The sequence below is a fragment of the Cryobacterium melibiosiphilum genome, from assembly GCF_003602235.1.
Taxonomy (GTDB): domain Bacteria; phylum Actinomycetota; class Actinomycetes; order Actinomycetales; family Microbacteriaceae; genus Cryobacterium; species Cryobacterium melibiosiphilum.
The window spans coordinates 1-22,008 of sequence record NZ_QZVS01000059.1 but is presented as its reverse complement, the minus strand read 5'-3'; the positions used below and the strand labels follow the sequence as shown (position 1 = coordinate 22,008).

24 protein-coding genes are annotated in these 22,008 nt (G+C 68.5%); 6 read left to right on the top strand and 18 right to left on the bottom strand.

The window, feature by feature from the left end; genetic code table 11:
• Genes D6T64_RS03790 through D6T64_RS03780 form a run of 3 tightly spaced genes read left to right on the top strand, consistent with a single transcriptional unit; the run spans position 1 to position 2,666 of the window.
• Positions 1–981, top strand: coding sequence for a branched-chain amino acid ABC transporter permease (locus D6T64_RS03790; protein ID WP_119971834.1), 981 nt, complete (start codon positions 1–3; stop codon positions 979–981).
• A 40-nt stretch (positions 982–1,021) separates the two neighbouring features.
• On the top strand, positions 1,022–1,912 hold the full coding sequence (locus D6T64_RS03785; protein ID WP_233550815.1) for an ABC transporter ATP-binding protein: 891 nt from the start codon (positions 1,022–1,024) through the stop codon (positions 1,910–1,912).
• Entirely contained in the window at positions 1,899–2,666 is a 768-nt protein-coding gene (locus tag D6T64_RS03780; RefSeq protein WP_119971829.1) for an ABC transporter ATP-binding protein, read from the top strand. The genes D6T64_RS03785 and D6T64_RS03780 overlap by 14 nt, the downstream gene beginning before the upstream one ends.
• A 309-nt stretch (positions 2,667–2,975) precedes the next feature.
• Here D6T64_RS03780 and D6T64_RS03775 read toward each other — a convergent pair whose 3' ends face one another.
• The 4 genes from D6T64_RS03775 to groES all read right to left on the bottom strand — a co-directional run bounded on the left by D6T64_RS03775 (position 2,976) and on the right by groES (position 6,561).
• Positions 2,976–4,277 (bottom strand): ABC transporter substrate-binding protein, encoded by a 1,302-nt coding sequence (locus tag D6T64_RS03775; protein ID WP_119971826.1) that lies wholly within the window; start codon positions 4,275–4,277, stop codon positions 2,976–2,978.
• Positions 4,278–4,406: 129 nt separating this feature from the next.
• The gene (locus D6T64_RS03770) at positions 4,407–5,141 is read right to left on the bottom strand and encodes an ABC transporter substrate-binding protein (protein ID WP_119971823.1); all 735 of its coding nucleotides are present in this window, start codon (positions 5,139–5,141) and stop codon (positions 4,407–4,409) included.
• Between the two features lie 79 nt (positions 5,142–5,220).
• Positions 5,221–6,180, bottom strand: a complete 960-nt coding sequence (rarD, locus tag D6T64_RS03765; protein ID WP_119971818.1) for an EamA family transporter RarD — start codon at positions 6,178–6,180, stop codon at positions 5,221–5,223.
• An 84-nt stretch (positions 6,181–6,264) separates the two neighbouring features.
• Positions 6,265–6,561 (bottom strand): co-chaperone GroES, encoded by a 297-nt coding sequence (groES, locus tag D6T64_RS03760; protein ID WP_119971815.1) that lies wholly within the window; start codon positions 6,559–6,561, stop codon positions 6,265–6,267.
• A gap of 145 nt (positions 6,562–6,706) precedes the next feature.
• Between groES and D6T64_RS03755 the strand changes: the two genes are divergently transcribed.
• Positions 6,707–7,897 carry a class I SAM-dependent methyltransferase gene (locus D6T64_RS03755; RefSeq protein WP_119971811.1) on the top strand — a complete coding sequence of 397 codons (1,191 nt, stop codon included), beginning with the start codon at positions 6,707–6,709 and terminating at the stop codon, positions 7,895–7,897.
• 52 nt (positions 7,898–7,949) lie between these two features.
• Here D6T64_RS03755 and D6T64_RS03750 read toward each other — a convergent pair whose 3' ends face one another.
• The 10 genes from D6T64_RS03750 to glmS all read right to left on the bottom strand — a co-directional run bounded on the left by D6T64_RS03750 (position 7,950) and on the right by glmS (position 15,725).
• A complete protein-coding gene (locus tag D6T64_RS03750; RefSeq protein ID WP_119971809.1) occupies positions 7,950–8,369 on the bottom strand; it encodes a phage holin family protein in 420 nt (139 codons plus the stop codon).
• Positions 8,370–8,396: 27 nt separating this feature from the next.
• Complete coding sequence (locus D6T64_RS03745) at positions 8,397–9,077, bottom strand: DUF4190 domain-containing protein (RefSeq protein WP_119971806.1); 681 nt, start codon at positions 9,075–9,077, stop codon at positions 8,397–8,399.
• An 84-nt stretch (positions 9,078–9,161) separates the two neighbouring features.
• Positions 9,162–9,593: a DUF4190 domain-containing protein gene (locus D6T64_RS03740; protein WP_119971804.1), complete on the bottom strand. Its 432-nt coding sequence runs from the start codon at positions 9,591–9,593 to the stop codon at positions 9,162–9,164.
• A gap of 71 nt (positions 9,594–9,664) precedes the next feature.
• A complete protein-coding gene (gene tsaD / locus D6T64_RS03735; RefSeq protein WP_199719045.1) occupies positions 9,665–10,795 on the bottom strand; it encodes a tRNA (adenosine(37)-N6)-threonylcarbamoyltransferase complex transferase subunit TsaD in 1,131 nt (376 codons plus the stop codon).
• A 5-nt stretch (positions 10,796–10,800) separates the two neighbouring features.
• Positions 10,801–11,415 (bottom strand): ribosomal protein S18-alanine N-acetyltransferase, encoded by a 615-nt coding sequence (rimI, locus tag D6T64_RS03730; RefSeq protein ID WP_233550814.1) that lies wholly within the window; start codon positions 11,413–11,415, stop codon positions 10,801–10,803.
• Entirely contained in the window at positions 11,412–12,047 is a 636-nt protein-coding gene (gene tsaB, locus D6T64_RS03725; protein WP_119971798.1) for a tRNA (adenosine(37)-N6)-threonylcarbamoyltransferase complex dimerization subunit type 1 TsaB, read from the bottom strand. The genes rimI and tsaB overlap by 4 nt, the downstream gene beginning before the upstream one ends.
• Positions 12,048–12,056: 9 nt before the next feature.
• Positions 12,057–12,881, bottom strand: coding sequence for a sulfite exporter TauE/SafE family protein (locus D6T64_RS03720; protein WP_119971796.1), 825 nt, complete (start codon positions 12,879–12,881; stop codon positions 12,057–12,059).
• A gap of 75 nt (positions 12,882–12,956) precedes the next feature.
• Entirely contained in the window at positions 12,957–13,502 is a 546-nt protein-coding gene (tsaE, locus tag D6T64_RS03715) for a tRNA (adenosine(37)-N6)-threonylcarbamoyltransferase complex ATPase subunit type 1 TsaE (RefSeq protein WP_377010044.1), read from the bottom strand.
• On the bottom strand, positions 13,499–13,855 hold the full coding sequence (locus D6T64_RS03710) for a holo-ACP synthase (RefSeq protein ID WP_119971793.1): 357 nt from the start codon (positions 13,853–13,855) through the stop codon (positions 13,499–13,501). Before D6T64_RS03710 ends, tsaE begins: the two co-directional genes overlap by 4 nt.
• Positions 13,856–13,871: 16 nt before the next feature.
• Positions 13,872–15,725, bottom strand: coding sequence for a glutamine--fructose-6-phosphate transaminase (isomerizing) (glmS, locus tag D6T64_RS03705; RefSeq protein WP_119971790.1), 1,854 nt, complete (start codon positions 15,723–15,725; stop codon positions 13,872–13,874).
• Between the two features lie 33 nt (positions 15,726–15,758).
• Here glmS and coaA point away from each other — a divergent pair, with 33 nt between their 5' ends.
• The gene (gene coaA, locus D6T64_RS03700; protein ID WP_119971788.1) at positions 15,759–16,715 is read left to right on the top strand and encodes a type I pantothenate kinase; all 957 of its coding nucleotides are present in this window, start codon (positions 15,759–15,761) and stop codon (positions 16,713–16,715) included.
• 72 nt (positions 16,716–16,787) lie between these two features.
• Here coaA and glmM read toward each other — a convergent pair whose 3' ends face one another.
• From glmM to D6T64_RS03680, 4 genes are all read right to left on the bottom strand, one after another.
• Positions 16,788–18,149, bottom strand: a complete 1,362-nt coding sequence (gene glmM, locus D6T64_RS03695) for a phosphoglucosamine mutase (RefSeq protein ID WP_119971785.1) — start codon at positions 18,147–18,149, stop codon at positions 16,788–16,790.
• 19 nt (positions 18,150–18,168) lie between these two features.
• Positions 18,169–18,654, bottom strand: a complete 486-nt coding sequence (gene rpsI, locus D6T64_RS03690; RefSeq protein WP_119971782.1) for a 30S ribosomal protein S9 — start codon at positions 18,652–18,654, stop codon at positions 18,169–18,171.
• Positions 18,655–18,702: 48 nt separating this feature from the next.
• Positions 18,703–19,149 carry a 50S ribosomal protein L13 gene (gene rplM / locus D6T64_RS03685; RefSeq protein ID WP_119971779.1) on the bottom strand — a complete coding sequence of 149 codons (447 nt, stop codon included), beginning with the start codon at positions 19,147–19,149 and terminating at the stop codon, positions 18,703–18,705.
• A gap of 457 nt (positions 19,150–19,606) precedes the next feature.
• Positions 19,607–20,539 (bottom strand): tRNA pseudouridine synthase A, encoded by a 933-nt coding sequence (locus D6T64_RS03680; protein WP_233550813.1) that lies wholly within the window; start codon positions 20,537–20,539, stop codon positions 19,607–19,609.
• Between the two features lie 125 nt (positions 20,540–20,664).
• Here D6T64_RS03680 and D6T64_RS03675 point away from each other — a divergent pair.
• The coding region (locus D6T64_RS03675) for an acyltransferase family protein (protein WP_158594791.1) at positions 20,665–22,008 on the top strand (1,344 nt) is incomplete at its 3' end.

Sequence of the window (22,008 nt, the reverse complement as noted above, 5' to 3'; positions counted from 1 at the left end):
ATGGACTGGGGAGCAATCTTCAACAATGCCGCCGGCGAGCTGATCAGCCCGACCACGGCCGCCTACGCCCTCGCCGCCCTCGGGCTCGCGGTGCACTTCGGCTACACCGGCCTGCTCAACTTCGGCCAGGCCGGCTTTATGGCGCTCGGCGCCTACGGCTACGCCATTTCCATCCTCACCTTCGGCTTCCCGGTGTGGGGCGCCTTCCTGGTGGGGGTGGGAGCATCCGTTATTTTCGCGCTGATTCTCGGCATTCCCACTCTGCGGCTGCGGGCAGATTACCTCGCCATCGTCACGATCGCGGCCGCGGAGATCGTGCGGCTGCTGTTCACGACGAACGCTTTCGCATCCGTCACCGGGTCGGCGAACGGTCTCAGCGGCTACAAGAACGAGTTCGCGGCGCTCAACCCGCTCGCCGACGGCACATACGGATTCGGCCCGTTCGAGAACAACGCCTACGACACCTGGCTGGGCATTGTGGCCTGGTCGATCGTGATTCTCGCCGCGCTGTTCGTGTGGCAGATCATGCGCAGCCCGTGGGGCCGCGTCATCAAGGGCATCCGCGAAGATGAGGACGCCGTGCGCGCCCTCGGCAAGAACGTGTACGCCTACAAGATGCAGTCCCTGATTCTCGGCGGCGTGCTGGGCACGATCGCCGGCATGATCTTCGCGCTGCCCCGCGCGGTGGTCCCGTCGAACTACCAGACCACGCTGACGTTCTTCATCTACGCCATCCTGCTACTCGGCGGGGCCGCGACGGTTCTCGGCCCGATCATCGGATCGATGATCTTCTGGGTGCTGCTCTCCTTCTTCTCTGGCTTCATCGCCCGGGCTGTGGAGGCCGGCTGGTTGCCGTTCATGACCGTCGTTCAGGGTAGCCAGTTACGTTTCATCCTGGTGGGCGTCGCGATCATGCTGATAGTGATATTCAGACCGCAAGGCGTCTTCGGAAACAAGAAGGAGTTGGCCTTTGTCCGTTAATACTGTTCCGGTGCTTCCCACGGGCCCGACCGGCAAGCCCATCAAGACGACCGACCTGCACGTCGGCGAGGCAGAGCCCGGCTGCAAGAAGCGGGATCCGATCCTCGTCGTCGACGGTGTGCGCCGCACCTTCGGTGGCCTGACCGCCGTCGATGTCGACCACGTCGAGGTTCCCCGCGGCGCGATCACCGCGCTGATCGGCCCAAACGGCGCCGGCAAGACCACGCTGTTCAACCTGCTCACCGGTTTCGACAAGCCCGACGCGGGCAAGTGGACCTTCGACGGTCGCCCGATCGCCGGAGTGCCGGCCTACCGGGTCGCCCGGTTCGGCCAGATTCGCACGTTCCAGCTCACCAAGGCCCTCGGCCTGCTGACCGTCATGGACAACATGCTGCTCGGCGCGAAGGGCCAGAGCGGCGAGAACCTGTTTCGCGCCCTGCTCCCGTTCCTCTGGCGCAAGCAGGAGACCGACAACCAGGCCAAGGCACTCGACCTGCTCACCCGGTTCAAGCTCGATACCAAGAAGAACGACTACGCGGCGAGCCTCTCCGGCGGCCAGCGCAAGCTGCTCGAAATGGCGCGGGCGCTGATGAGCGACCCGACCCTGGTGATGCTCGACGAGCCGATGGCCGGCGTGAACCCGGCGCTGACCCAGTCGCTGCTCGACCACATCCTCAACCTCAAGGCGCAGGGCATGACCGTGTTGTTCGTTGAGCACGACATGCACATGGTGCGTCACATCGCCGACTGGGTGATCGTGATGGCCGAGGGCAAGGTCGTCGCCGAGGGTGACCCGCACGAGGTCATGAAGAACCCGGCCGTGATCGACGCCTACCTGGGCTCGCACCACGATGAAGACATCGGCGAAGACCCCGCCGCCGAGGTCGAGCACGTTTCCGCCATTACGGAGTTGCTCGATGACGAACGCTAGCCCCCTCGTAGAACCGACCGTTGCTCCCACCCGGGAGAAGGTCGTCGAGGTCAACAACGTCACGGCCGGCTATGTGACCGGCGTGAACATTCTCAACGAGTGCTCACTGACCGCCTACGACGGCGAACTCATCGGCATCATCGGCCCGAACGGCGCCGGCAAGTCAACGCTGCTCAAGTCGATCTTCGGCCAGGTCAAGGTGCGCGAGGGTGAAATCCTGCTGCGCGGCAAGAACATCACCAACCTCAAGGCGAACAAGCTCGTCGCCCAGGGCGTGGGTTTCGTGCCGCAGAACAACAATGTGTTCCCCACCCTCACCATTCGGGAGAACCTCGAGATGGGCATCTTCCTCAAGCCCAAGGGGCTCGTGGAGCGCCTCGAGTTCGTCACTGAGATCTTTCCCGAGCTCGGCAAGCGGATGTCCCAGCGCGCCGGGTCACTCTCGGGTGGTGAACGGCAGATGGTCGCCATGAGCCGCGCCCTGATGATGGGCCCGCACGTGTTGCTGCTGGATGAGCCGAGCGCCGGCCTCTCCCCCGTGCGCCAGGACGAAGCGTTCCTGCGCGTGAAGGAGATCAACAAGGCCGGCGTGACCACGATCATGGTGGAGCAGAACGCGCGCCGCTGCCTGCAGATCTGTGACCGCGGTTACGTGCTCGACCAGGGCCGAGACGCCTACACCGGAACCGGCCGGGAACTGCTGAACGACCCCAAGGTCATCGGCCTCTACCTCGGCACCCTCGGTCAGGATTAGCCGCTTCACCGGTGTCCCCATCAGCGGGGCACTCGCCGGTCAGACACTGTCTGACCAGCGAGTGCCCCGCTTCTGCGTGGGTGGAGCATCCGCTCAATCAGGACCCCGCCGCGACGGATGCCCCGGGCCAGCCCACCGAGGGCGGCCAGCCACCACCGCGCCCGAAACGGGTAAGCGCTACGGCCGTTACCGTAGCGGCCACCCGTATCGGGCGCGCGTATGCGCTCACGGCGCGGGCGCAGTCCGCCCAGGGCACGAGGAAGGGCCCCGGCGGAAGCCGGGGCCCTTCGGTGTTACTGGGGTGCTGCGTTACTCGGCGATGCGGGTGTACTTGTTTTCGCTCCCGTAGACGTACTTGCCGATCGTGGCGTCCTGGGGGTCGCCGTGCTCGTCGAAGTCGACCGGACCGGAGAGGCCGTCGTAGTCGATCTGGTTGCCCTCAGCGAGTTCGGCAGCGCCCTCGGCGAAGGTTGTCACCTTGACGCCCTCACCGGTGCCACCGGAGACCTGGCGGAGGTACGTCTTGAGCGTCTCACCCGAGGTGTCGTTGCCGGCGTAGGCGGCGAGCGCGAGCAGGATCACGGCGTCGTAGGACTCGGCGGCGTAGCTGAAGTCGGTCAGCGACGGGTCGATCTCGAGCAGGCGATCGGTGAAGTCACCGAGGGTCGCCACGTCGAGACCGGGCAGGGTGCCCTTGGAACCCTCAATGAGGCCGGGGGCGAGGTCGGCGCTGTAGTCGAAGAGGTTACCGTCGACGAAGTAGAGCTTGTCGCCCGGGAACCCACCGCTGCCGACGAGGTCGGGAACGATGATCTTGGACTGGTCGAAGGTGATCAGGGCGATCGCGTCGGGGTCGGCCGCGGTCACTTCGGCGATCTGCGCCGCGAAGTTCGGGTCACCCTCGTTGAACAGCGCCGAGGCGACAACCTCGCCGCCGGCGGCTTCGAAGGCCGCCGTTGTGGAGGCTTCGAGGCCGGTGCCGTAGGCGTCGTTGAGGACGATCAGGCCGAGCGTCTCGTTGCCGTCACCGGCGATCAGGTTGCCGAGCTCGGCGCCCTGCAGCAGGTCGGAGGGCGCGGTGCGCCAGTAGTAGTCGTCGTCGGCATACTCGGTGAAGTCTTCCGAGGTGTTGGCCGGCGAGAACTGCACGACGCCGGCGCCGGTGATCTTGTCGATCACGGTCTTGGAGACGCCCGAGGAGGCCGCTCCGACGATGGCGCTGACGCCCTCTCCGAGCAGGTCGTCTACGGAGTTGGTCGCGGTGTCGGTCGTGGTGTCGCCCGAGTCGCGGAAGGTCACTGCGACCTCGAGGCCCAGGCCGGCGTCCTTGATGTCCTGCACTGCGAGGTTCACGCCGGCGATCTCGGGCGGGCCGAGGAAAGCGAGGGTGCCACTCTGGGGCAGAAGCGTTCCGATCTTGAGCTCCAGGGCACGGTCGCCCGCGCCCACCTCCGCGACGACGCCTTCGTCGACGACGGCGGCATCCGTTTCAACGGGATCTGAGGTACCGCTGCAGCCGGTGAGCAGCAGAGCGCTCACTCCCAGCATGGCGACGCCGGTAACGACTGCACGAACTGAGCGGGAGGCCGGGGCCTTCGCGAATACGCTCATGTTGCTCCTTGGGACTAGAAAGAAAACAAAGATCACGGCAGCCGAGTGACTGCCGTGCTTTGACACTAGGCAACGCGGGTACCGATAACCTCACGGATCGTGTTACAACCGTGTAAAGCGACCAAATCGTTACGATCGAACGCCGGTTATGCCCTGATATTCAATGCTCTGCGCATCAACCAGTGCAGCGACGCATTCTCCCCAAGACGTGCAGACCGTCGGTCCGGCCGCGACCGTTTCCCAGCCGATTTCGACGGATGCCGCGGCATCGTCGCCGACGGCCGTCGCGGCGAGCGCCGTCAGGATGACCCCGTCGTAGCTCTCGGCACCGCCGGCCGTGGCCGCCAGCCCGGGATCGGCCGTCTTCAGCCGCGCCGTGAAAGCCTCGTCGGTGGCGAGCGGGGTACCACCGTTCGCGAACTCACCGAGCGCGAGAAACGCAAGCCCGGCCTCGGTGACGGATGCCGCCACTTCGGGAGTCGGCGTCGTCGCCGCGTCCCAGAGCACGACGTCGGCGCCACGGGCCACGAGGTCAGCAACGGCGGCAGCGACGTCGCCGGCGGAGTTGCGGTGGATCAGCTCGATGGTGCGGCCGGGGATGCCGCCCTCATCGGCCACGGTGCGTGCCGCGAGCTCGGTGCCGGCGACCTGGGCCGCGCCGCTCGCAGCCGCATCACCGATCGTGGGAAAGAGCGTGCCGATGCGCAGCACACCATCACCGATGGGCACGATGCCGGAGGTGATCGTCGGCGTCGGACTCGGCACGTTGACGGGCGGCTCGGTCGTGCAGCCGGTCAGGACGAACAGGGCGACGCCCACGGCGGCACACGCGACCAGGGCACGGCGGGGCAGGGCACGGGGCATCCGTCATCCTTTCGTTGGCATTCTTATCGAGGGTAGCGCGCGGGGCCCGCGCCGGGCAGGAGCGGTCGGGCGGATCGGCTCAGGTGCGTTCGAGCGTCGCCCGGCGCGGGGCGCGGCCCGACCGCACCATGTCGACGGTGAGGATGATGAGCGCCACCCAGACCAGGGCGAAGCCGGCCCAGCGTTCGGGCGGCATCGGCTCCTTCAGCACGACGACGCCGACGAGAAATTGCAGCACGGGCGCGATGAACTGCACGAGTCCGATGACGGTGAGCGGCAGCCGTCGAGCGGCCGCGGCGAAAAACAGCAGCGGTACGGCGGTGATCACGCCGGCGCCGAGCAGCGCCACCGTGTGCCAGGGTGAGACCGTGCCGAAGGTCAGGCCCGACATTCCAGCCACCACCACGAGCTGGATGAGGGCCACGGGAGCCAGCCACGCCGTTTCCAGGGTGAGCCCGGTGACCGCGTCGACGTCGCCGCCGACCCGCTTCTTGATCAGGCCGTAGAAGCCGAACGAGAAGGCCAGAACGAGGGAGATCCACGGCAGGGTGCCGTAACCGATGGTGAGCACGATCACGGCCACGAGGCTGATGCCCACCGCGACCCACTGCACCCGGCGCAGCCGTTCGTGCAGCAGCAGCACGCCGAGGAACACGGTGACGATCGGGTTGATGAAGTAGCCGAGGGCCGCCTCGACGACCTGCCCGTTCAGGGCGGCGTAGACGTAGGTCTGCCAGTTGACGAAGATCAGCAGGCCGGCCAGGCCCATCGTCCAGACGACCTTCGGCTTGGCGAAGGCGCCGGCCAATTTGCGCCAGGTGCGGGTGACGGTGATCAGCAGCACACAGAAGACGAGGGAGAAGAGCACCCGCCAGGCGACGACCTCGAAGGCCCCGCTCGGCGCGAGCAGCAGGAAGTAGAGCGGCAGCACTCCCCAGAGGGCGTAGCTGAGCACGGCGAGCAGCAGGCCGCGGCTGTGCTCGCTGCGGGGTGGTTTCGGGGTGACGGCAGCGGTCACCGGTGTCGCAGCATCCGTCATTGTGGGCCCTTTCCGACAAAAAATCCCGAATGGCAGGGCCATCCGGGATTTTTAGTTTACGGCGTGTGCCGCAGGGGAAGCGTCCTAGTGGACGACGACCGCGAGCACGTCGCGTGCGGACAGGACGAGAAGGTCGTCGCCGCCGAACTTGACCTCGGTTCCGCCGTACTTGGAGTAGATGACCTTGTCGCCGACGGCGACGTCGAGGGGAATGCGGTTGCCGTTGTCGTCAATGCGGCCGGGGCCGACTGCAACAACTTCGCCCTCCTGGGGCTTCTCTTTCGCGGTGTCAGGAATGACGAGGCCGGAAGCGGTGGTCTGCTCCGCTTCGACCTGCTTGATGACGATGCGATCCTCGAGCGGCTTGATGGAGACCGACACGGTTGACCTCTTTCTTAACGAAGATTTGGGTTAGCAGACTCACGTCGAGAGTGCTAAATCAAGCTTAGGGCGCATCTGGCACTCACGCAACGTGAGTGCCAGATGCGGGCGTGGGACGGCGGCAGGAGCGTGGGAGAATTGCCTGATGGATCGCTCAGAGCTCGTCGAGCTACTTTCGCCCGAAGGCCTGCGCCTGCTGGATTCCCTGCCGCCCTACGACGCCCACGGCAACGTTGTCGCCCGGGTCAGCGCGCTGCGCAAGGCCGGGCACGCGCCGGGCCTCGTCGCCGCGGTGCTCGGGCAGTCGAAGCTGCGCGGGAAGGCCGGCCCGAAGTTCGGCGATTTCGCCAGCCGGATGCTCTTCACCGAGGCCGGCCTCGAGCAGGCGACCCGGTTGCGCGTCGCAGCCCTGCACGCCGGGCGCTTCCAGGCGGCGGGCCTCAGCCGCGTCGCCGACCTCGGCTGCGGCATCGGCGGCGACGCGATGGCCATGGCCGCCCTCGACCTCGCGGTGACCGCCGTCGACGCCGACGAGGTCACCGCGACCGTCGCGAGTTACAACCTGGCCCCGTTTCCGAGCGCCACGGTCGTGCACTCCAACGCCGAAGACGTCGACCTGGCCGGCTTCGACGCCGCCTGGCTCGACCCGGCGCGCCGCACCGCCGGCCACACCAACACCACCCGACTGACCCGCTCGGAGGACTACTCCCCCAGCCTCGACTTCGTCTTCGGCCTCAGCGAGCGGATGCCGATCGGCGTCAAACTCGGACCCGGCCACGATCGCGACCAGATTCCCCCCGACGCCGAGGCACAGTGGGTCTCCGTCGAGGGACAGCTGGTGGAGATGGCGCTCTGGTTCGGGGTGCTGGCGCGCCCGGGCATCCGTCGTTCGGCGCTGCTGCTCACCCCGGGCGGGGTGGCGGAGATGACTGCCGCGGCCGACAGCGCGGATGCCCCGGTCGGCGAACTCGGCGACTACCTGTACGAACCGAACGGCGCGGTGATCCGGGCCCGGCTGATCGGCGACCTGGCGCGCACGCTCGGCGCCGAGATGCTCAGCGAGGGCCTGGCCTACCTGACGGCTCCGACGCTCACGCCGACCCCGTTCGCGACCGCGTTCCGGGTGCTGGAGTCGCTGCCGGTCGACGAGAAAAAGCTGCGGCTCGCGCTCGCGGAGCGCCAGATCGGAACCCTGGAGATCAAGAAGCGCGGCGTCGACGTGGATCCGGCGACACTGCGCACCCGGCTGAAGCTCAAGGGCTCCGAGTCGGCGACCCTCGTGCTGACCCGCGCCGCGGGGCACCGCGTGGCGCTGCTCGTGGAGCGGGTGCGCTGACAGCGACGGGTACGACGACTGCGACGACTGCGCTGAATGCGACGAATCAGTCTCAGCCGTCGGTGAGCGGCATCAATACCTGGGTGATGTAGTACAGCCAGCCGGCACCGAGCAGCAACCCGGCGATGCCGCAGAGCAGGCCGCCGAGCCAGAAGGCGCCGGCTCTCCGCTCGGACACCCGGGCCGTGAGGGCAAGAACCACGGCGCTGAGGGCGAACGGCAGCCCGAAGACGCCCAGCACGCCCCCGATCAGGCCGAGAACGCCGAGCACGACGGATGCCACGGACAGGCGTCGACGGATGCCGACCGTGCGCACCTCCGCCTCGGTGTAGACGTACGGCACCCACTCGGTGGGGGCCGTTTCGGTGGCCTCCCAGGCGAGTTGCCCCTCGGGGGTGACCGCCGGTGGGCGCGTGAGGTCGTACTCGTAGTCATCCACCGGGGCGGACGGGTCGCGGTGCTGTCCGCTCATGATGGAGTCTCTGGTCTGGGGTCGGCGTTAGAAGGTGGAGTCGTAGCCGGTGCCGTAGCTCGGCGACATGGCGAACACGACAATCCACAGGACGATGCTCAGGATCGCCAGCGCCAGGCTCGCGAAACCGGTGATGAGGCCGGTGAGCCAGTAGCCACGGGCGTGGGGCTCCTTGCTGCGGCCGAGAAAGCCCAGCACGATCGCGCCGATCGGTACGAACAGCCCCAGGAAGCCGCCGACGAACGGGATGAAGCCGATCGGCGACCCGAGCACGGCGATGATGCCGGCAACGAGCGAGAGGATGCTGAGGATCGGCTGCTTCACCGCGGGGGCGCCGTAGGGACTGCTCGCGTAGGGGTTTCCGGCGGGCGGCGGGGGCGCACCGGCCGAGTTCTGGCGCGGGTCGCCGTAGCCGGACGCGGCTCCGTAGGCCGGCGGGGTCGGGGCTCCGTAACCCGGCGGGGTCGGGGCTCCATAGACCGGCGGGGTCGGGGCTCCGTAAGCCGGCGGGGTCGGGACTCCATAGGCCGGCGGAGCCGACGGCTCACCCGGTTCGGTGAACGGCGTCGCCGGACGGGCCTGGGCATCCGTCGCACCGGGGACCTGCGAAACGTCGGGCACCTGGGGAACATCGGGCACTTGGGGAACGCCGGGAACCTCGGGCACCGGCGGTACCGGAGGCGTGCCTGGGGTGGTGGGGTCACTCATCGGTAGCTTCCTCCTGACACGGGAACGGAACCGGCTGGTGCGGCTGCCCAGCCGGGCAGCCGCCGGGTTTCGTAACCGCTGAACCTAGTAGTTGTTGAGTTCGTTCTGAAAGCTCGGGTCGCTCAGAATGGCGAGGTAGAGCGGAATCAGGATCGCCAGGGCGATGATGCCCGCCGCGATACCCGCGTAGCCGAGGACGAGCCCGCCGATGGCGAGGCCGCGGCCCTTCTCGCCGGTCTTCTTGATCTGGCTGAGCGCGATGTGCCCGGTGATGACCGCGACGAGCGAGATGAAGAACGCCGAGACGAGCGACACGATTGCGAGCACGTTGTACTTGTCGGAGCCGGTCGGCGGAGCGCCGTAGGGCTGCGGCGCCGGGGCGCCATAGACGGGTGCACCGTAAGCGGGGGCACCATATGCCGGGGCCTGGCCGAAGTCAGGGGCGGCCGGCTGTCCGTACGCGGGGGGAGGATTGTTGGACGGCGGCGTGACGGGGGGCTGGTTCGGATCAGTCATGCGAACTCCTTGGGGGTTCCGGTCGTGCAGGGTGTCTCACGATAAACATACAGAATACCCGGTCGGGTTGACTAGGTCACCCCGGCGGGCGTGTTGCCGTCGTTCCCACCGCGGACGGCTGGAACCACGGGCGCCGGTGCGACCTGGATCTGTTCAACGGGCAGGGTCGAATCCGCGCCGAAATCGAGCGTGGACGGCTCGTGCCCGTTCATGATCAGCTGGGCGCCGAGCGCGGCGATCATCGCACCGTTGTCGGTGCAGAGCGACAGCGGCGGGATGCGCAGGGTGAGCCCGGCGGCATCCGTTCGTTCGATGGCCACCTGCCGCAGCCGGGCGTTGGCGATCACGCCGCCGCCGAGCAGCAGCCGGGGCACGCCGTAGTCGGCGCAGGCGGCCACGGCCTTGGTGAGCAGGATGTCGACGACGGCCTCGCGAAAGCTCGCCGCCACATCACTGACGGGCACCGGCTCGCCGGCGTCCTCACGGTGTTCCACCCAGCGGGCGACGGATGTCTTCAGCCCCGAGAACGAGAAGTCGTAGCGGTGCTCGTCCATGTCTTTCGGGCGGCTGAGCCCGCGGGGAAAGCGGATGGCGCGCGGGTCGCCGGTCGCGGCGGCCGCGTCGATGCGGGGTCCGCCCGGGTACGGCATGCCGAGGATGCGGGCGACCTTGTCGAAGGCCTCGCCCGCAGCGTCGTCGATGGTCTCGCCGAGCAATTCGACGTCGCTCGTGAGGTCGCGCACGAGCAGCAGGGAAGTGTGTCCGCCGGAGACGAGCAGCGCGATCGTCGGGTACTCCAGCGGCACGGTATCCGATTCACCCAGCCGCAGCACATCGGCGCCGACGTGCCCGACCAGGTGGTTCACCGCATAGATCGGCTTGCCGAGGGCGAGGGCGAGGGCCTTGGCCGCGCCGACGCCGACCATGAGCGCACCCGCGAGCCCCGGACCGCTCGTCACCGCGATCGCGTCGAGGTCTTCCAGGCGGATGCCGCTCTCGGCGACGGCGGCCTCAATCGCCGGGACCAGCTCTTCGAGGTGCGCGCGCGCCGCGACCTCGGGCACGACGCCGCCGTAGCGGGCGTGTTCGTCCATGGAGGAGGCGATCACGTTGGCGAGCAGGGTGGTGCCGCGAACAATGCCGATTCCGGTCTCGTCGCAGGAGGTTTCGATGCCGAGCACGAGCGGGTTCTCGCGATTCATCGGGGTCATGCGGGCACCTCGGGGCTGTCGGGGGCTGTGGGGCTGTCGGAGTCTGGCGGGCTGTCGGGGCCTGGCGGGCCGTCGGGGGCTGGCGGGCCGTCGGGCGCCGGCGCACCGTGCGCCGCCAGGGTGGTGTGCGGGTCGGGCACGGTCAGGCGCATGACGATGGCGTCGACGTTGTCGGGCTGGTAGTAGCCGCGGCGCAGGCCGAGCTCTTCGAAGCCGAGTCGGGCGTAGAGCCGCTGGGCCGGTGGGTTGTCGGCGCGCACCTCGAGAAAAACCTCCCGGGCACCGCGTTTGCGGGCCTCACCGATGAGCGTGAGCATGAGCACCCGGCCCAGGCCCCGGCCCCGGGCAGTCTCGGCCACCGCGATGGTCTGAATGTCACCCTGAGCGCCGCCGCGCGGCGCCAGCAGGCCGGCGTAGCCCTCGATGCGGTCGGGATGGTCGGGCGGGAAGGCCACGAGGTAGAAACAGTGGGCGTCGGCGACGTCGCGGCGCATCATCTCGGGGCTCCAGGCATCCGTGGTGAAAACCGTGGTCTCGAGGTGCATGATCGCGGCCAGGTCATCGACGGTTGCGCGGCGCAGCTGCCAGGTCCCCGGCTCAGGGCCGGTCAATTGCTGACCCGCTTGCGGGTGGTGGGCAGCACGGCGTCGGGCGAGCGCAGGTAGAGGGCGTCGTTCGCGGCGAACGGGCGCCCCGCGGCGAACGTCAACTCGGCGAGCAGGCCGAGGTCCCCGGCGCTGACGGTGGCCGCGTCGAGGCGGATCATCCCCGCGAAGGGAAAGTCCGGCTCGAGCAGGGCGGCGGGCTGGGCGAGACCGGGCACGGCGAGGCGTTCGGGCAGCCCCGCGGCATCCGTTCCGCTGAAGGCGCTCCAGTAGACCTCGCGGCGGCGGGCGTCGGTGACCACGAGCAGCGGGCCGGTGTGGCCGCGGCGGTAGTGGCCGAAAGCGATGGCGTCGTGGCTGACGACCGGCACGAGCGGGCGGGCGGCTCCGAGGGCGAAGACACGGGCGGCGGCGATGCCGACCCGCAGCCCGGTGAAGGGGCCGGGTCCCATGCCGCCGACGACACCGGACAGCTCGGCCACGGTCACGCCGGCTTCGGCCAGGCACTGCTGAATCAGCGGGCCGACGACTTCGGCGTGGCGCATGGTGTCGGCCACGCCGTGTTCGGCGAGCACACCACGGGCGTGGTCGACGACGGCGACGCTCGTACCCGCGGAGGTGTCGATGGCGAGGAGCATCCGTTCAGCCTATTCCCTGGGCGCGTCGGGGGTGGAAAGGTCGGGTTCGGGCTTCGGCTTGCGCTGGGCCCGGATCGCCTTGATGGTCAGCTGCACGGCGGCGAGCACGAGCAGGGCGGCGAAGAGAATGCTCGACACCTGCGGCGGCAGAATCAGCGCGATCGCCACCCCGGGAGCGGAGGCCGCCGTCGCCGCGGCGCCCACGACGAGGCCGGCGCGCACGTCCACGAGTTTGCCGCGCACGTTGGAGATGGTGCCCACAATGCCGGTCGGAATCATGACGAGCAGCGAGGTTCCCTTGGCGATGAGGTCGCTGATGCCGAACACGGCGATCAGGGCCGGAACGGCGATGACGCCGCCGCCAATGCCGAAGAGGCCCGAGGCGATACCCATGATCAGGCCGAGCACGATGTAGCCGACCACGACGTACCAGGTCAGGTCGAGCTGCTCGCCGCGCACGGGCACGACCAGGAGCATGCGCACGGCGACGCCGACGAGCAGGGCGATGAACATCCAGCGCAGCCAGACGAGCGGCAGGCGCTTGAGCAGCCAGCTGCCGAGCACGGCTCCGAAGATGGCGCCGAAGGCCACAAAGCCGCCGGCCACGAGGTCGGTCTCCCCGTTGGCGAGGTAGGTGATGGCGCCGACCGTCGCGGCCGGCACGATGGCCACGAGGGTTGTCGCGGCCGCGCGGCGCTGGTCCATGCCGGCCAGGGAAACGAGCAACGGCACCATGATGATGCCGCCGCCGACCCCGAAGGTTCCCGACAGCAGCCCGCCGATAAGGCCGACGGCCAGCAGAATGATCCAGTATCGTGCGCCGTGCCGCAGCATGCTGCTCCCTGTTCGAGGTCCTGTCGATGTGGTCCTCTCGCCGAGGTCCTGTCGAAGTCTACGGGCGACGCGAGACTAGAGGCTCGTCCAGCGCGGGCCGTGCGCGGTGATCGTCACGGTGCGCGGCTCGTCGAGGTCGTCATCGTCGAGGTCGTCGTCGTCCGCGTCGTGCCCGGTGACGGATGCCGCGGCATCCGTCGTCGCCATCAGCCGCCCGCCGCGCGGCCGCTCGATCTCCACGTCGAGCCAGCTCTCGGTGATGCCGTCGAGCATGCCGCGGCCCCATTCGACGACCACGACGGACCGCGGAAAGTCGATGTCGAGGTCGTCGAGTTCGACGGCGCTCTGCAGGCGGTACGCGTCGACGTGCACGAGCGGCGGCCCGCCGACCAGGCTCGGATGGGTGCGGGCGAGTACGAAGGTGGGGCTCGTGACCGGGCCGCGCACTCCCAGGCCCTCGCCGAGTCCCCGGGTCAGGGTCGTCTTGCCGGCGCCCAAGGGACCCGTGAGCACCACCAGGTCCCCGGCGCCGAGTGCCGTGGCGAGGTCCCGGCCGAAGCGGTGCATGGCCGCGGAGTCGGGAACGACGCTCCGTCCGAGCCGGAACGGCGCCACGCTCACCGGTCGGCCTCGGCCACAACGAAGGCGCAGGCGACGCCGGCGTCGTGGGTCATGGTGACGTGCACCCGATCGATGCCGCGCGCGGCGAGAACGGCGGCGAGCGGGCCATCGACCACGAATCCGGGGTTGCCGTGCACGTCGGAGACGATCTCCATGTCGCGCCAGGTCAGGGTGCCGCTGTGGCCGAGGGCCTTGACCAGGGCCTCCTTGGCTGCGAACCGGGCGGCGAGGGAGTGCACCGCCAGTCCGCGTTCGCTCTCAGCGAACAGCCGCGGGATGAGGGCGGGCGTGCGGTCGACCTGGCGCCCAAACCGCGCCAGGTCGACCACGTCGACCCCGATGCCCACAATCACTGTTGCTGCCGGCGAACTACTCGACGGTGACGGACTTGGCCAGGTTGCGGGGCTGGTCCACGTCGAGGCCCTTCGCGGTCGCCAGCTCCATCGCGAACAGCTGCAGCGGCACCACGGCCAGCAGCGGCTCGAACAGCGGGGCGGCCAGGGGAATGTGGATCACGGTGTCGGCGAAGGGCAGCACCGCGGCATCCCCCTGCTCGGCGATCACGATGACCCGGGCACCGCGGGCGCGGATCTCCTGAATGTTGGAGACGACCTTCGGGTGCAGGTGCGCCGAGCCGCGCGGGCTCGGCACCACGACGAACACCGGCTGGCCGGGCTCGATCAGCGCGATCGGGCCGTGCTTGAGCTCGCCGGCGGCGAAGCCCTCGGCGTGGATGTAGGCGAGTTCCTTGAGCTTCAACGCGCCCTCGAGCGCGATCGGGAAGCCCACGTGCCGGCCGAGGAACAGCACCGCGCGGGAGTCGGTCATCCACGTCGCGAGCTGGCGTACGGCGTCGCCCTGCAGCAGGGTGGTGGCGATCTTCTCCGGAATGGCCTGCAGTTCGGCGGTGTGCTCGAGCAGTTCAGCGCTGCCGAGCGTGCCGCGCACCCGGGCCAGGTGCAGGGCGAACAGGTACAGCGCGGCTATCTGGGCGACAAACGCCTTCGTCGACGCGACCGCGACCTCGGGGCCGGCATGCGTGTAGATGACCGCGTTGCTCTCGCGCGGGATCGTGGCGCCCTGGGTGTTGCAGATCGAGATCGCGACCGCCCCGGCCTCACGGGCGTACTTCACGGCCATCAGGGTGTCCATGGTCTCGCCGGACTGACTGATGGACACCACCAGGGTGTCGTTCTCGATGACGGGGTCACGGTAGCGGAACTCGTGGCTGAGCTCGACATCCACCGGAACCTTTGCCCACTTCTCGATCGCGTACTTGGCGACCTGACCGGCATACGCTGCGGTACCGCAGGCGATGATCACAATGCGGCGGATGCGCGCGAGCGCCTCATCCCCGAACTCGGCCAATTCCGGGATCACGACGACCCCGTCGACGATGCGGCCACGCAGCGTGTTCGCGACGGCGTCGGGCTGCTCCGAGACCTCCTTGGCCATGAAACTCGACCAACCACCCTTGTCCGACGCGGAAGCGTCCCACGCCACGTCGAACTCTTCGACCTCGACGGGCGCGCCGAAGAAGTCGGTCACGGTGACGCTGTCGGGCGTGATCGTCACGATCTGGTCCTGACCGATGGCGACCGCACGACGGGTGTACTCGATGAACGCGGCCACGTCGGAGCCGAGAAAGTTCTCACCGTCGCCGAGGCCGATCACGAGCGGCGAGTTGCGACGGGCGCCGACGACAACGCCGGGCTGGTCCTGGTGCAGGGCCAGCAGGGTGAACGCACCGTCGAGGCGGGCGACGACGCTGCGGAAGGCTTCGCCGAGGTCGCCCACGCGCTGGTATTCGCGGCCGAGCAGCACGGCGGCGACCTCGGTGTCGGTTTCGCTCTCGAAGGTGTAGCCCTCGGCGAGCAGTTCGGCCTTGAGGGGGCCGAAGTTCTCGATGATGCCGTTGTGGATCAGGGCGAGCTTGCCGTTGTCGGCGAGGTGCGGGTGCGCGTTCTCGTCGGTCGGGCCTCCGTGGGTGGCCCAGCGGGTGTGCCCGATACCGGTGCGCCCCGCGTTGACCGGGTGACGTTTCAGCTCATCGGAGAGCATCGCGAGCTTGCCGGCGCGCTTCACGGAGTTGAGAACGCCCTCCTCGTCGATCACGGCGATGCCGGCGGAGTCGTAGCCCCGGTACTCCAGACGTCGCAGCCCTCCCATCAAAACCTCGACCGCTTTGTTGGTGCCTCCGACGTAACCCACGATTCCACACATGGCCCCGATTTTAGTCGGACTAAGCTTGGGAAAATGTCCGATCCGGTGACCAGCCCCATCAACAAGGTTCACGGCACCCCTTTTGTGGAACTGGATCGTGCCGACTGGGCCGCGCTCGCCGCATCCACTCGCCTGCCGCTTCGGGAGACCGAGATCGTGCAGTTGCGCGGGCTGGGTGAGCCACTCGACATCAACGAGGTGACGGATGTCTACCTTCCGCTGAGCCGGCTGCTCAACCTCTACGCGGCCGGCGCCCGCCACCTGCACCGGGCGACGAGTGATTTTCTCGGCGAACGCGCCCTGCACGTGCCGTTCGTGATCGGGGTTGCCGGCTCGGTTGCCGTGGGTAAATCCACGATCGCCCGACTGCTGCGCGAGCTGCTGGCGCGCTGGGAAGACACCCCCCGCGTTGAGCTCGTCACGACCGACGGGTTTCTCTACCCCAATGCGGAGCTCGCGCGCCGCGGCATCATGGACCGCAAGGGATTTCCCGAGTCCTACGACCGGCGGGCACTGCTGCGTTTCGTGAGTGCGGTCAAGAGCGGCGCCGCCGAGGCCCGCACCCCGTTCTACTCACACCTGAGCTATGACATCGTGCCCGACGCGCAGATCATCGTGCGGCAGCCGGACATCCTGATCATCGAGGGCCTCAACGTGCTGCAGCCCCCCGGGGCCGGCCACGGCCTGGCCGTGAGCGACCTGTTCGACTTCACGGTCTACGTGGACGCCCGCACGCAAGACGTGGCGCGCTGGTACGAAGAACGGTTTTTGAAGCTGCAGCGCGGGGCGTTCATCAACCCGAAGTCGTATTTTCACCGCTACGCGGACATGACCGAGGCCGAGGCCCGGGCGAAGGCGCGGCAGATCTGGATCAGCATCAACGAACCCAACCTGCTGCGCAACATCCGTCCCACCAAGAGCCGGGCGACGCTCGTGCTGCGCAAAGATCCCGACCATGCGGTTTCGAAGGTACTGCTGCGCAAGGTCTAGCGGATGCCCGCGCTCGCGGCACTCGTCACGTCGGCAGGCACGGTCGCGGCACTCGGGACCGTTCGGGGGCGGCTAGTTGGCGAGGCGCTCGCGCACCACGTCGGCGAGCTGGTGCGCCAGGCGGTCGGCGGTCGGCTGGTCGGCCGCTTCGACCATCACGCGAACCATCGGTTCGGTGCCCGAGGGGCGCAGCAGCACGCGTCCGGTGTCGCCCAGTTCGGTCTCGGCGGCGAGAATCGCCTCGGCGATCACGGCATCGGAGTGCAGCGCCCGGTGGTCGACGCCCCGCACGTTCACGAGGATCTGCGGGTAGACCGTCATGACGGATGCCAGTTCGGCGAGCGTCTTGCCGGTGCGCGCCATCTCGGCAACCAGGTGCAGCCCGGTCAGGATGCCGTCCCCGGTGGTCGCGAACTTGGTCATGATGACGTGTCCGCTCTGCTCGCCGCCGAGCGAGTAGCCGTGGGCGTTGAGCTCTTCGAGCACGTACCGGTCGCCGACCTTGGTCTGCACGACGGTGATGTCGTTGGCGGCCATGGCTTTGCGCAGGCCGAGGTTGCTCATCACGGTGGCGACGAGGGTGCGGTCTTTCAGCACGCCGCGTTCGGCCATCGAGACGGCGAGGATCGCCATGATCTGGTCGCCGTCGACGATGTTGCCGGCCGCGTCGACCGCGAGGCAGCGGTCGGCGTCGCCGTCGTGGGCGATGCCGATGTCGGCGCCGTGTTCGAGCACGGCGCGGGCGAGGTTGTCCAGGTGCGTCGAGCCGACACCGTCGTTGATGTTGAGGCCGTCGGGGTCGGCGCCGATCACGGTGAGGCGAGCGCCGGCATCCGTGAAGACCTGCGGTGACACGCCGGCCGCGGCGCCGTGCGCGCAGTCAAGCACGACGTGCAGGCCGTCGAGGCGGTGCGGCAGCGTCGTCAGCAGGTGAACGACGTAGCGGTCTTCGGCGTCGGCGAAGCGACGGATGCGCCCCACGTCACCGCCGATCGGCATCAGGGTGTCGTGTCCGATGTAGGACTCGATGCGGTCCTCGACGTCGTCGGGAAGCTTGGTGCCGCCAAAGGCGAAGATTTTGATGCCGTTGTCGGGGGCCGGGTTGTGTGAGGCGGAAATCATCACACCGAAGTCGGCGCCGATATCGGAGATCAGGAATGCGGCAGCGGGGGTGGGGATCACGCCGGCGTCGAGGACATCGACTCCGGAGCTCGCCAGCCCGGCAGAGACCGCGGCAATAATGAATTCACCGGAGACACGGGGGTCCCGGGCGACCACGGCGACGGGGCGTTGACCGGATTCGCGGCGCTTTTCGGCGCGGCGACCGGTGGTAAGCACCGCGGCAGTGGCCTGAGCCAGCTCCAGGGCCAGGCCAGCCGTGAGATCACGGTTGGCCAGGCCCCGCACGCCGTCGGTGCCGAACAGTCGAGTCATATCGACGTCGGCTATTCGACTAGCGCTTGCTGAACTGAGGAGCCTTGCGGGCCTTCTTGAGTCCGGCCTTCTTGCGCTCCTTGACACGAGCGTCGCGGCTCAGGAAGCCGTTCTTCTTGAGGATCGCGCGGTTGTTCTCTTCGTCGATCAGGTTCAGCGAGCGAGCGATGCCGAGGCGCAGCGCGCCGGCCTGGCCCGAGGGGCCACCACCGGTGATGCGTGCGATGACGTCGTAGCTGCCGAGCAGGTCGAGGACCTTGAACGGGTCGTTGATGAGCTGCTGGTGCAGCTTGTTCGGGAAGTAGTCCTCCAGCGCACGGCCGTTCACCACGATGGTGCCCGAACCGGGAACGATGCGCACGCGGGCAATGGCCTGCTTGCGACGTCCCACGGCTGCGCCGGGAACGTTGAGGATGGCGCGGGGCGCCTTGGTTGCGGTCTCGGCGGGAGTCTCTGTCGAGTAGCTCTCCGGAGCCTGGTCAATCTGGTCTGCGATCTTCGCCACGATTGTGTGAATCCTTTTTCTAGAGTCTTGAGAAGTCTGAGGCGGACGCTACTGAGCGACCTGGCTGAGGGTGTACGGCTTCGGCTGCTGGGCCGAGTGCGGGTGCTCTGCACCGGCGTAGACCTTCAGCTTGAGGAGCTGTGCACGGCCGAGGGAGTTCTTCGGCAGCATGCCACGGATGGCCTTCTCGACCGCGCGGGTCGGGTGCTTCTCGAGCATCTCGGAGTAGTTGGTCGCCGTGAGGCCGCCCGGGTAACCGGAGTGGCGGTAAGCGATCTTGAGGTCGAGCTTCTTGCCGGTGAGGGCAACCTTCTCCGCGTTGATGATGATGACGAAGTCGCCACCGTCCATGTGGGGAGAGAAGGTGGCCTTGTGCTTGCCGCGCAGCAGGATCGCCGCGTGGCTGGCCAGACGTCCGAGGACGATATCGGTGGCATCGATGACAACCCAGTCGTGCTGGAGTTCGCTTGCCTTGGGGGTGTAAGTGCGCGTCACTGTTGTGCTGCTTTCTTCTTTTTCGAACGGAGGTGTTCGTGAATCCCGCTCCGGGCGTGTTTTCCTGATGAAAACACTGTCGATGGAGGGCTCACGTTCGGATGCCGTGCTGCAACGCACAGACACCAAGGGTCCACACTAGTCGAGCGGGCCGCTCAAGGCAACTTCTCCGCTCAGCTCTGAGAGTTCATGCGCGGTAGTTGCGCCGCTGCGCGGTGGTTGCGCCACTGCGCGGGAGTTACGCCAGGGGCAAGGGGGGCATGTTCGAGCTGCGCGGTACGTGCGCCGCTGCGCGGGACCTACGCCACCCCGCATCCGTGCAGCCTCTGCGCTGCGCGCGGCCTGCGCCGCTGCGCGGTGGTTACGCCAGGGGCAAAGGGGCGCAAATTCGAGCTGCACGGTAGGTACGCCGCTGCGCGGGATTCAGGCCCCCTCGACGGCGGATGCCGCGGCTCGGCTACTCGGCGTCGTCGCCGACCAAGGCGGGCAGCGAACGGCGGTTGCGGGTCTCGACGGCCCGCAGGCGCATCTCGGCGTCTTCGGGGTAGCCGACCCGCATCAGGGTCAGCCCGTGCGCCTGCATCACTTTGAACTCGGTGATGCGGGTGCGGTCCATGCGCATCGTGGCGAGGCGGTCGATGCCGAGCCGCCCCTCCCCCACCGCGACGGTCGCGCCGACCACGGCACGCACCATGCTGTGGCAGAAAGCATCCGCGGTGATCGTGGCGACGAGCACTCCGTCGGGATCGCGCCGCCAGCGGAAGTCCTGCAACTCGCGGATCGTCGTGGCGCCGGGTCGGGGTTTGCAGTAGGCCGCGAAGTCGCGCAGGCCGATGAGGGTCGCGGCGGCCTCATCCATCGCCTCGAGGTTGAGTTTGCCCGGATGCCAGGTGGTGCGCAGTCGCTGCTGAGGATCGCGCAGGGCGTTGAGGTCGCTGATGCGGTACTCATAGGTGCGCCAGAGCGCCGAGAAGCGGGCGTCGAACCCGGCGGGGGCGACGGATGCCGCGCGCAGCACGATCTCGGGCTTGGTCACCAGGATTCCGCCGAGTCTGCGCAGCACCGCGGTGCCGAGCGTGACCGGCGGGCGGATGCCGGTGCCGCGCTTCACGCGCACCAGGCTGTCGGCCTGTGCGGGGGTCAGGTCGAAGTGCGCGACCTGACCGACGGCGTGCACCCCGGTGTCGGTGCGACCGGCAACATACAGGGTGGGGCTCGGCGGGTAACGCAGCATGATCGAGGCGAGGCCGTCTTCGATGTCGCCCTGCACGGTGCGAAACCCGGGCTGGCGTGCCCAGCCGGTGAAGTCGGTGCCGTCATAGGCGAGGTCGAGGCGGATGCGCGTAGTCGGCGGCACGGGAAGGCCGTCAATCGGCGCGAAAAAAGTCACGAGCCTAAGCCTAGGCTGCTCGCTGGCGGCTATCGTGGGACCGGGGCGCCCGGTCACCCCCTTTCGAGTGCCAACAGATGCAAATCAGCCCCACCCTTCCCCCGTCGGCCACAGGTCCCACGATTATGCGTCCGGGTACATCCGCCGGCACGCCGCGGGCCGGGCGGCTGGGCGGACTCGACGGGTTGCGCGCCATCGCCGTCGTCGCGGTCGTGCTGTTCCACTTCTTTCCCGCGGCGCTGCCGGGTGGGTTCATCGGCGTGGACATCTTTTTCGTCATCAGCGGCTTTCTGATCACCGGGCTGCTCGTTGCCGAGCACGAGCGCAGCGGCCGGCTCGACCTCCGCCGGTTCTGGAAACGCCGGGTGCGCCGACTGGTGCCCCCGATCGTGCCGCTCGCGCTCGCCGGTTGCACGGCCGCGTGGCTGGTCGGCGGCGACGTACTGATCGGACTCGGCGGCCAACTTCTCGGGGCCGCGACGTTTGGCTACAACTGGGTCGCGATCGCGGCCGACACCAGCTATTTCAGCGCCGATCAGCCGGAACTGTTCCGTAACCTCTGGTCGCTCGCGGTGGAAGAGCAGTTCTACCTGGTCTGGCCGCTCGCACTCCTCGGGCTGCTGCGCATTCGCCGCCCCGATCTGCGGCTGGGGCTCGTGCTCGGGCTGGCGGCGGCATCCGCCCTGTGGATGGCTGTGCTCTTCGACGGCGGCGACCCGACGCGGGTGTACTACGGCTCGGACACGCACAGCTTCGGGCTTCTGATCGGCGCGGCCCTCGCGCTGGTGCTGCGCCGCGAGCGCGCCGTCGGGCCGGTTCGCCGCACGGCAGCGCTGCTGGCGCGTGCCCGGCCCTGGCTCGGCGCCCTCGCCTTGGCACTCGTCGCCGTGGGCTTCTGGGTGCTGCCGAACAATGGTGTTGCGTCGTATCGGGGCGGCCTCGTGCTCGTGAGCCTGCTGACCGCACTGGTGATCTGGGCGGGCGTGCGCGGCGACGCCTTCGGCCGGGCGCTCGATAGCAGACCGCTGCGGTACCTGGGCGAACGCTCCTACGGCCTCTACCTGTGGCACTGGCCCGTACTGGTGCTCGTGCAGCTGGCCTGGCCGGCAGCACGGCACGATCTCCTCCCGATCGGGATCACGGCGGGAGCGATCACCCTGCTCGCCGCCGGGAGCTCCTACCGGTGGCTGGAAATGCCGATCCGGCGCTTCGGTGCGCGCGGCTGCTGGCGCCGGCTCACGGCGCGTCGCCTCACCTCCCGTCGGCGCGGACCGTCACTCGTGCTGCTGTCCGTGGTGATCGTGACCGGGTTGCTGGCTTCCGGTACGTTCGCGGCGTTGGCCACGGCTCCCGCGGCCGCGGCCGCGCAGGTCGCCATCGCGCGCGGTCAGGCCGCCCTCGAGGCCGCCGAACGCAGCGCGGCCGCGCAGTCCGCGGCGCGCAGCCTCGAAGAAGAAGCGGCCCGCGCC

Coding starts and splice junctions, on each gene's coding strand:
- D6T64_RS03790 (WP_119971834.1), top strand. CDS start 1: ATGGACTGGGGAGCAATCTTCAACAATGCCGCCGGCGAGCTGATCAGC.
- D6T64_RS03780 (WP_119971829.1), top strand. CDS start 1,899: ATGACGAACGCTAGCCCCCTCGTAGAACCGACCGTTGCTCCCACCCGG.
- D6T64_RS03775 (WP_119971826.1), bottom strand. CDS start 4,277: ATGAGCGTATTCGCGAAGGCCCCGGCCTCCCGCTCAGTTCGTGCAGTC.
- D6T64_RS03770 (WP_119971823.1), bottom strand. CDS start 5,141: ATGCCCCGTGCCCTGCCCCGCCGTGCCCTGGTCGCGTGTGCCGCCGTG.
- rarD (WP_119971818.1), bottom strand. CDS start 6,180: ATGACGGATGCTGCGACACCGGTGACCGCTGCCGTCACCCCGAAACCA.
- D6T64_RS03755 (WP_119971811.1), top strand. CDS start 6,707: ATGGATCGCTCAGAGCTCGTCGAGCTACTTTCGCCCGAAGGCCTGCGC.
- D6T64_RS03750 (WP_119971809.1), bottom strand. CDS start 8,369: ATGAGCGGACAGCACCGCGACCCGTCCGCCCCGGTGGATGACTACGAG.
- D6T64_RS03745 (WP_119971806.1), bottom strand. CDS start 9,077: ATGAGTGACCCCACCACCCCAGGCACGCCTCCGGTACCGCCGGTGCCC.
- D6T64_RS03740 (WP_119971804.1), bottom strand. CDS start 9,593: ATGACTGATCCGAACCAGCCCCCCGTCACGCCGCCGTCCAACAATCCT.
- tsaD (WP_199719045.1), bottom strand. CDS start 10,795: ATGAATCGCGAGAACCCGCTCGTGCTCGGCATCGAAACCTCCTGCGAC.
- tsaB (WP_119971798.1), bottom strand. CDS start 12,047: ATGCTCCTCGCCATCGACACCTCCGCGGGTACGAGCGTCGCCGTCGTC.
- D6T64_RS03720 (WP_119971796.1), bottom strand. CDS start 12,881: ATGCTGCGGCACGGCGCACGATACTGGATCATTCTGCTGGCCGTCGGC.
- glmS (WP_119971790.1), bottom strand. CDS start 15,725: ATGTGTGGAATCGTGGGTTACGTCGGAGGCACCAACAAAGCGGTCGAG.
- coaA (WP_119971788.1), top strand. CDS start 15,759: ATGTCCGATCCGGTGACCAGCCCCATCAACAAGGTTCACGGCACCCCT.
- glmM (WP_119971785.1), bottom strand. CDS start 18,149: ATGACTCGACTGTTCGGCACCGACGGCGTGCGGGGCCTGGCCAACCGT.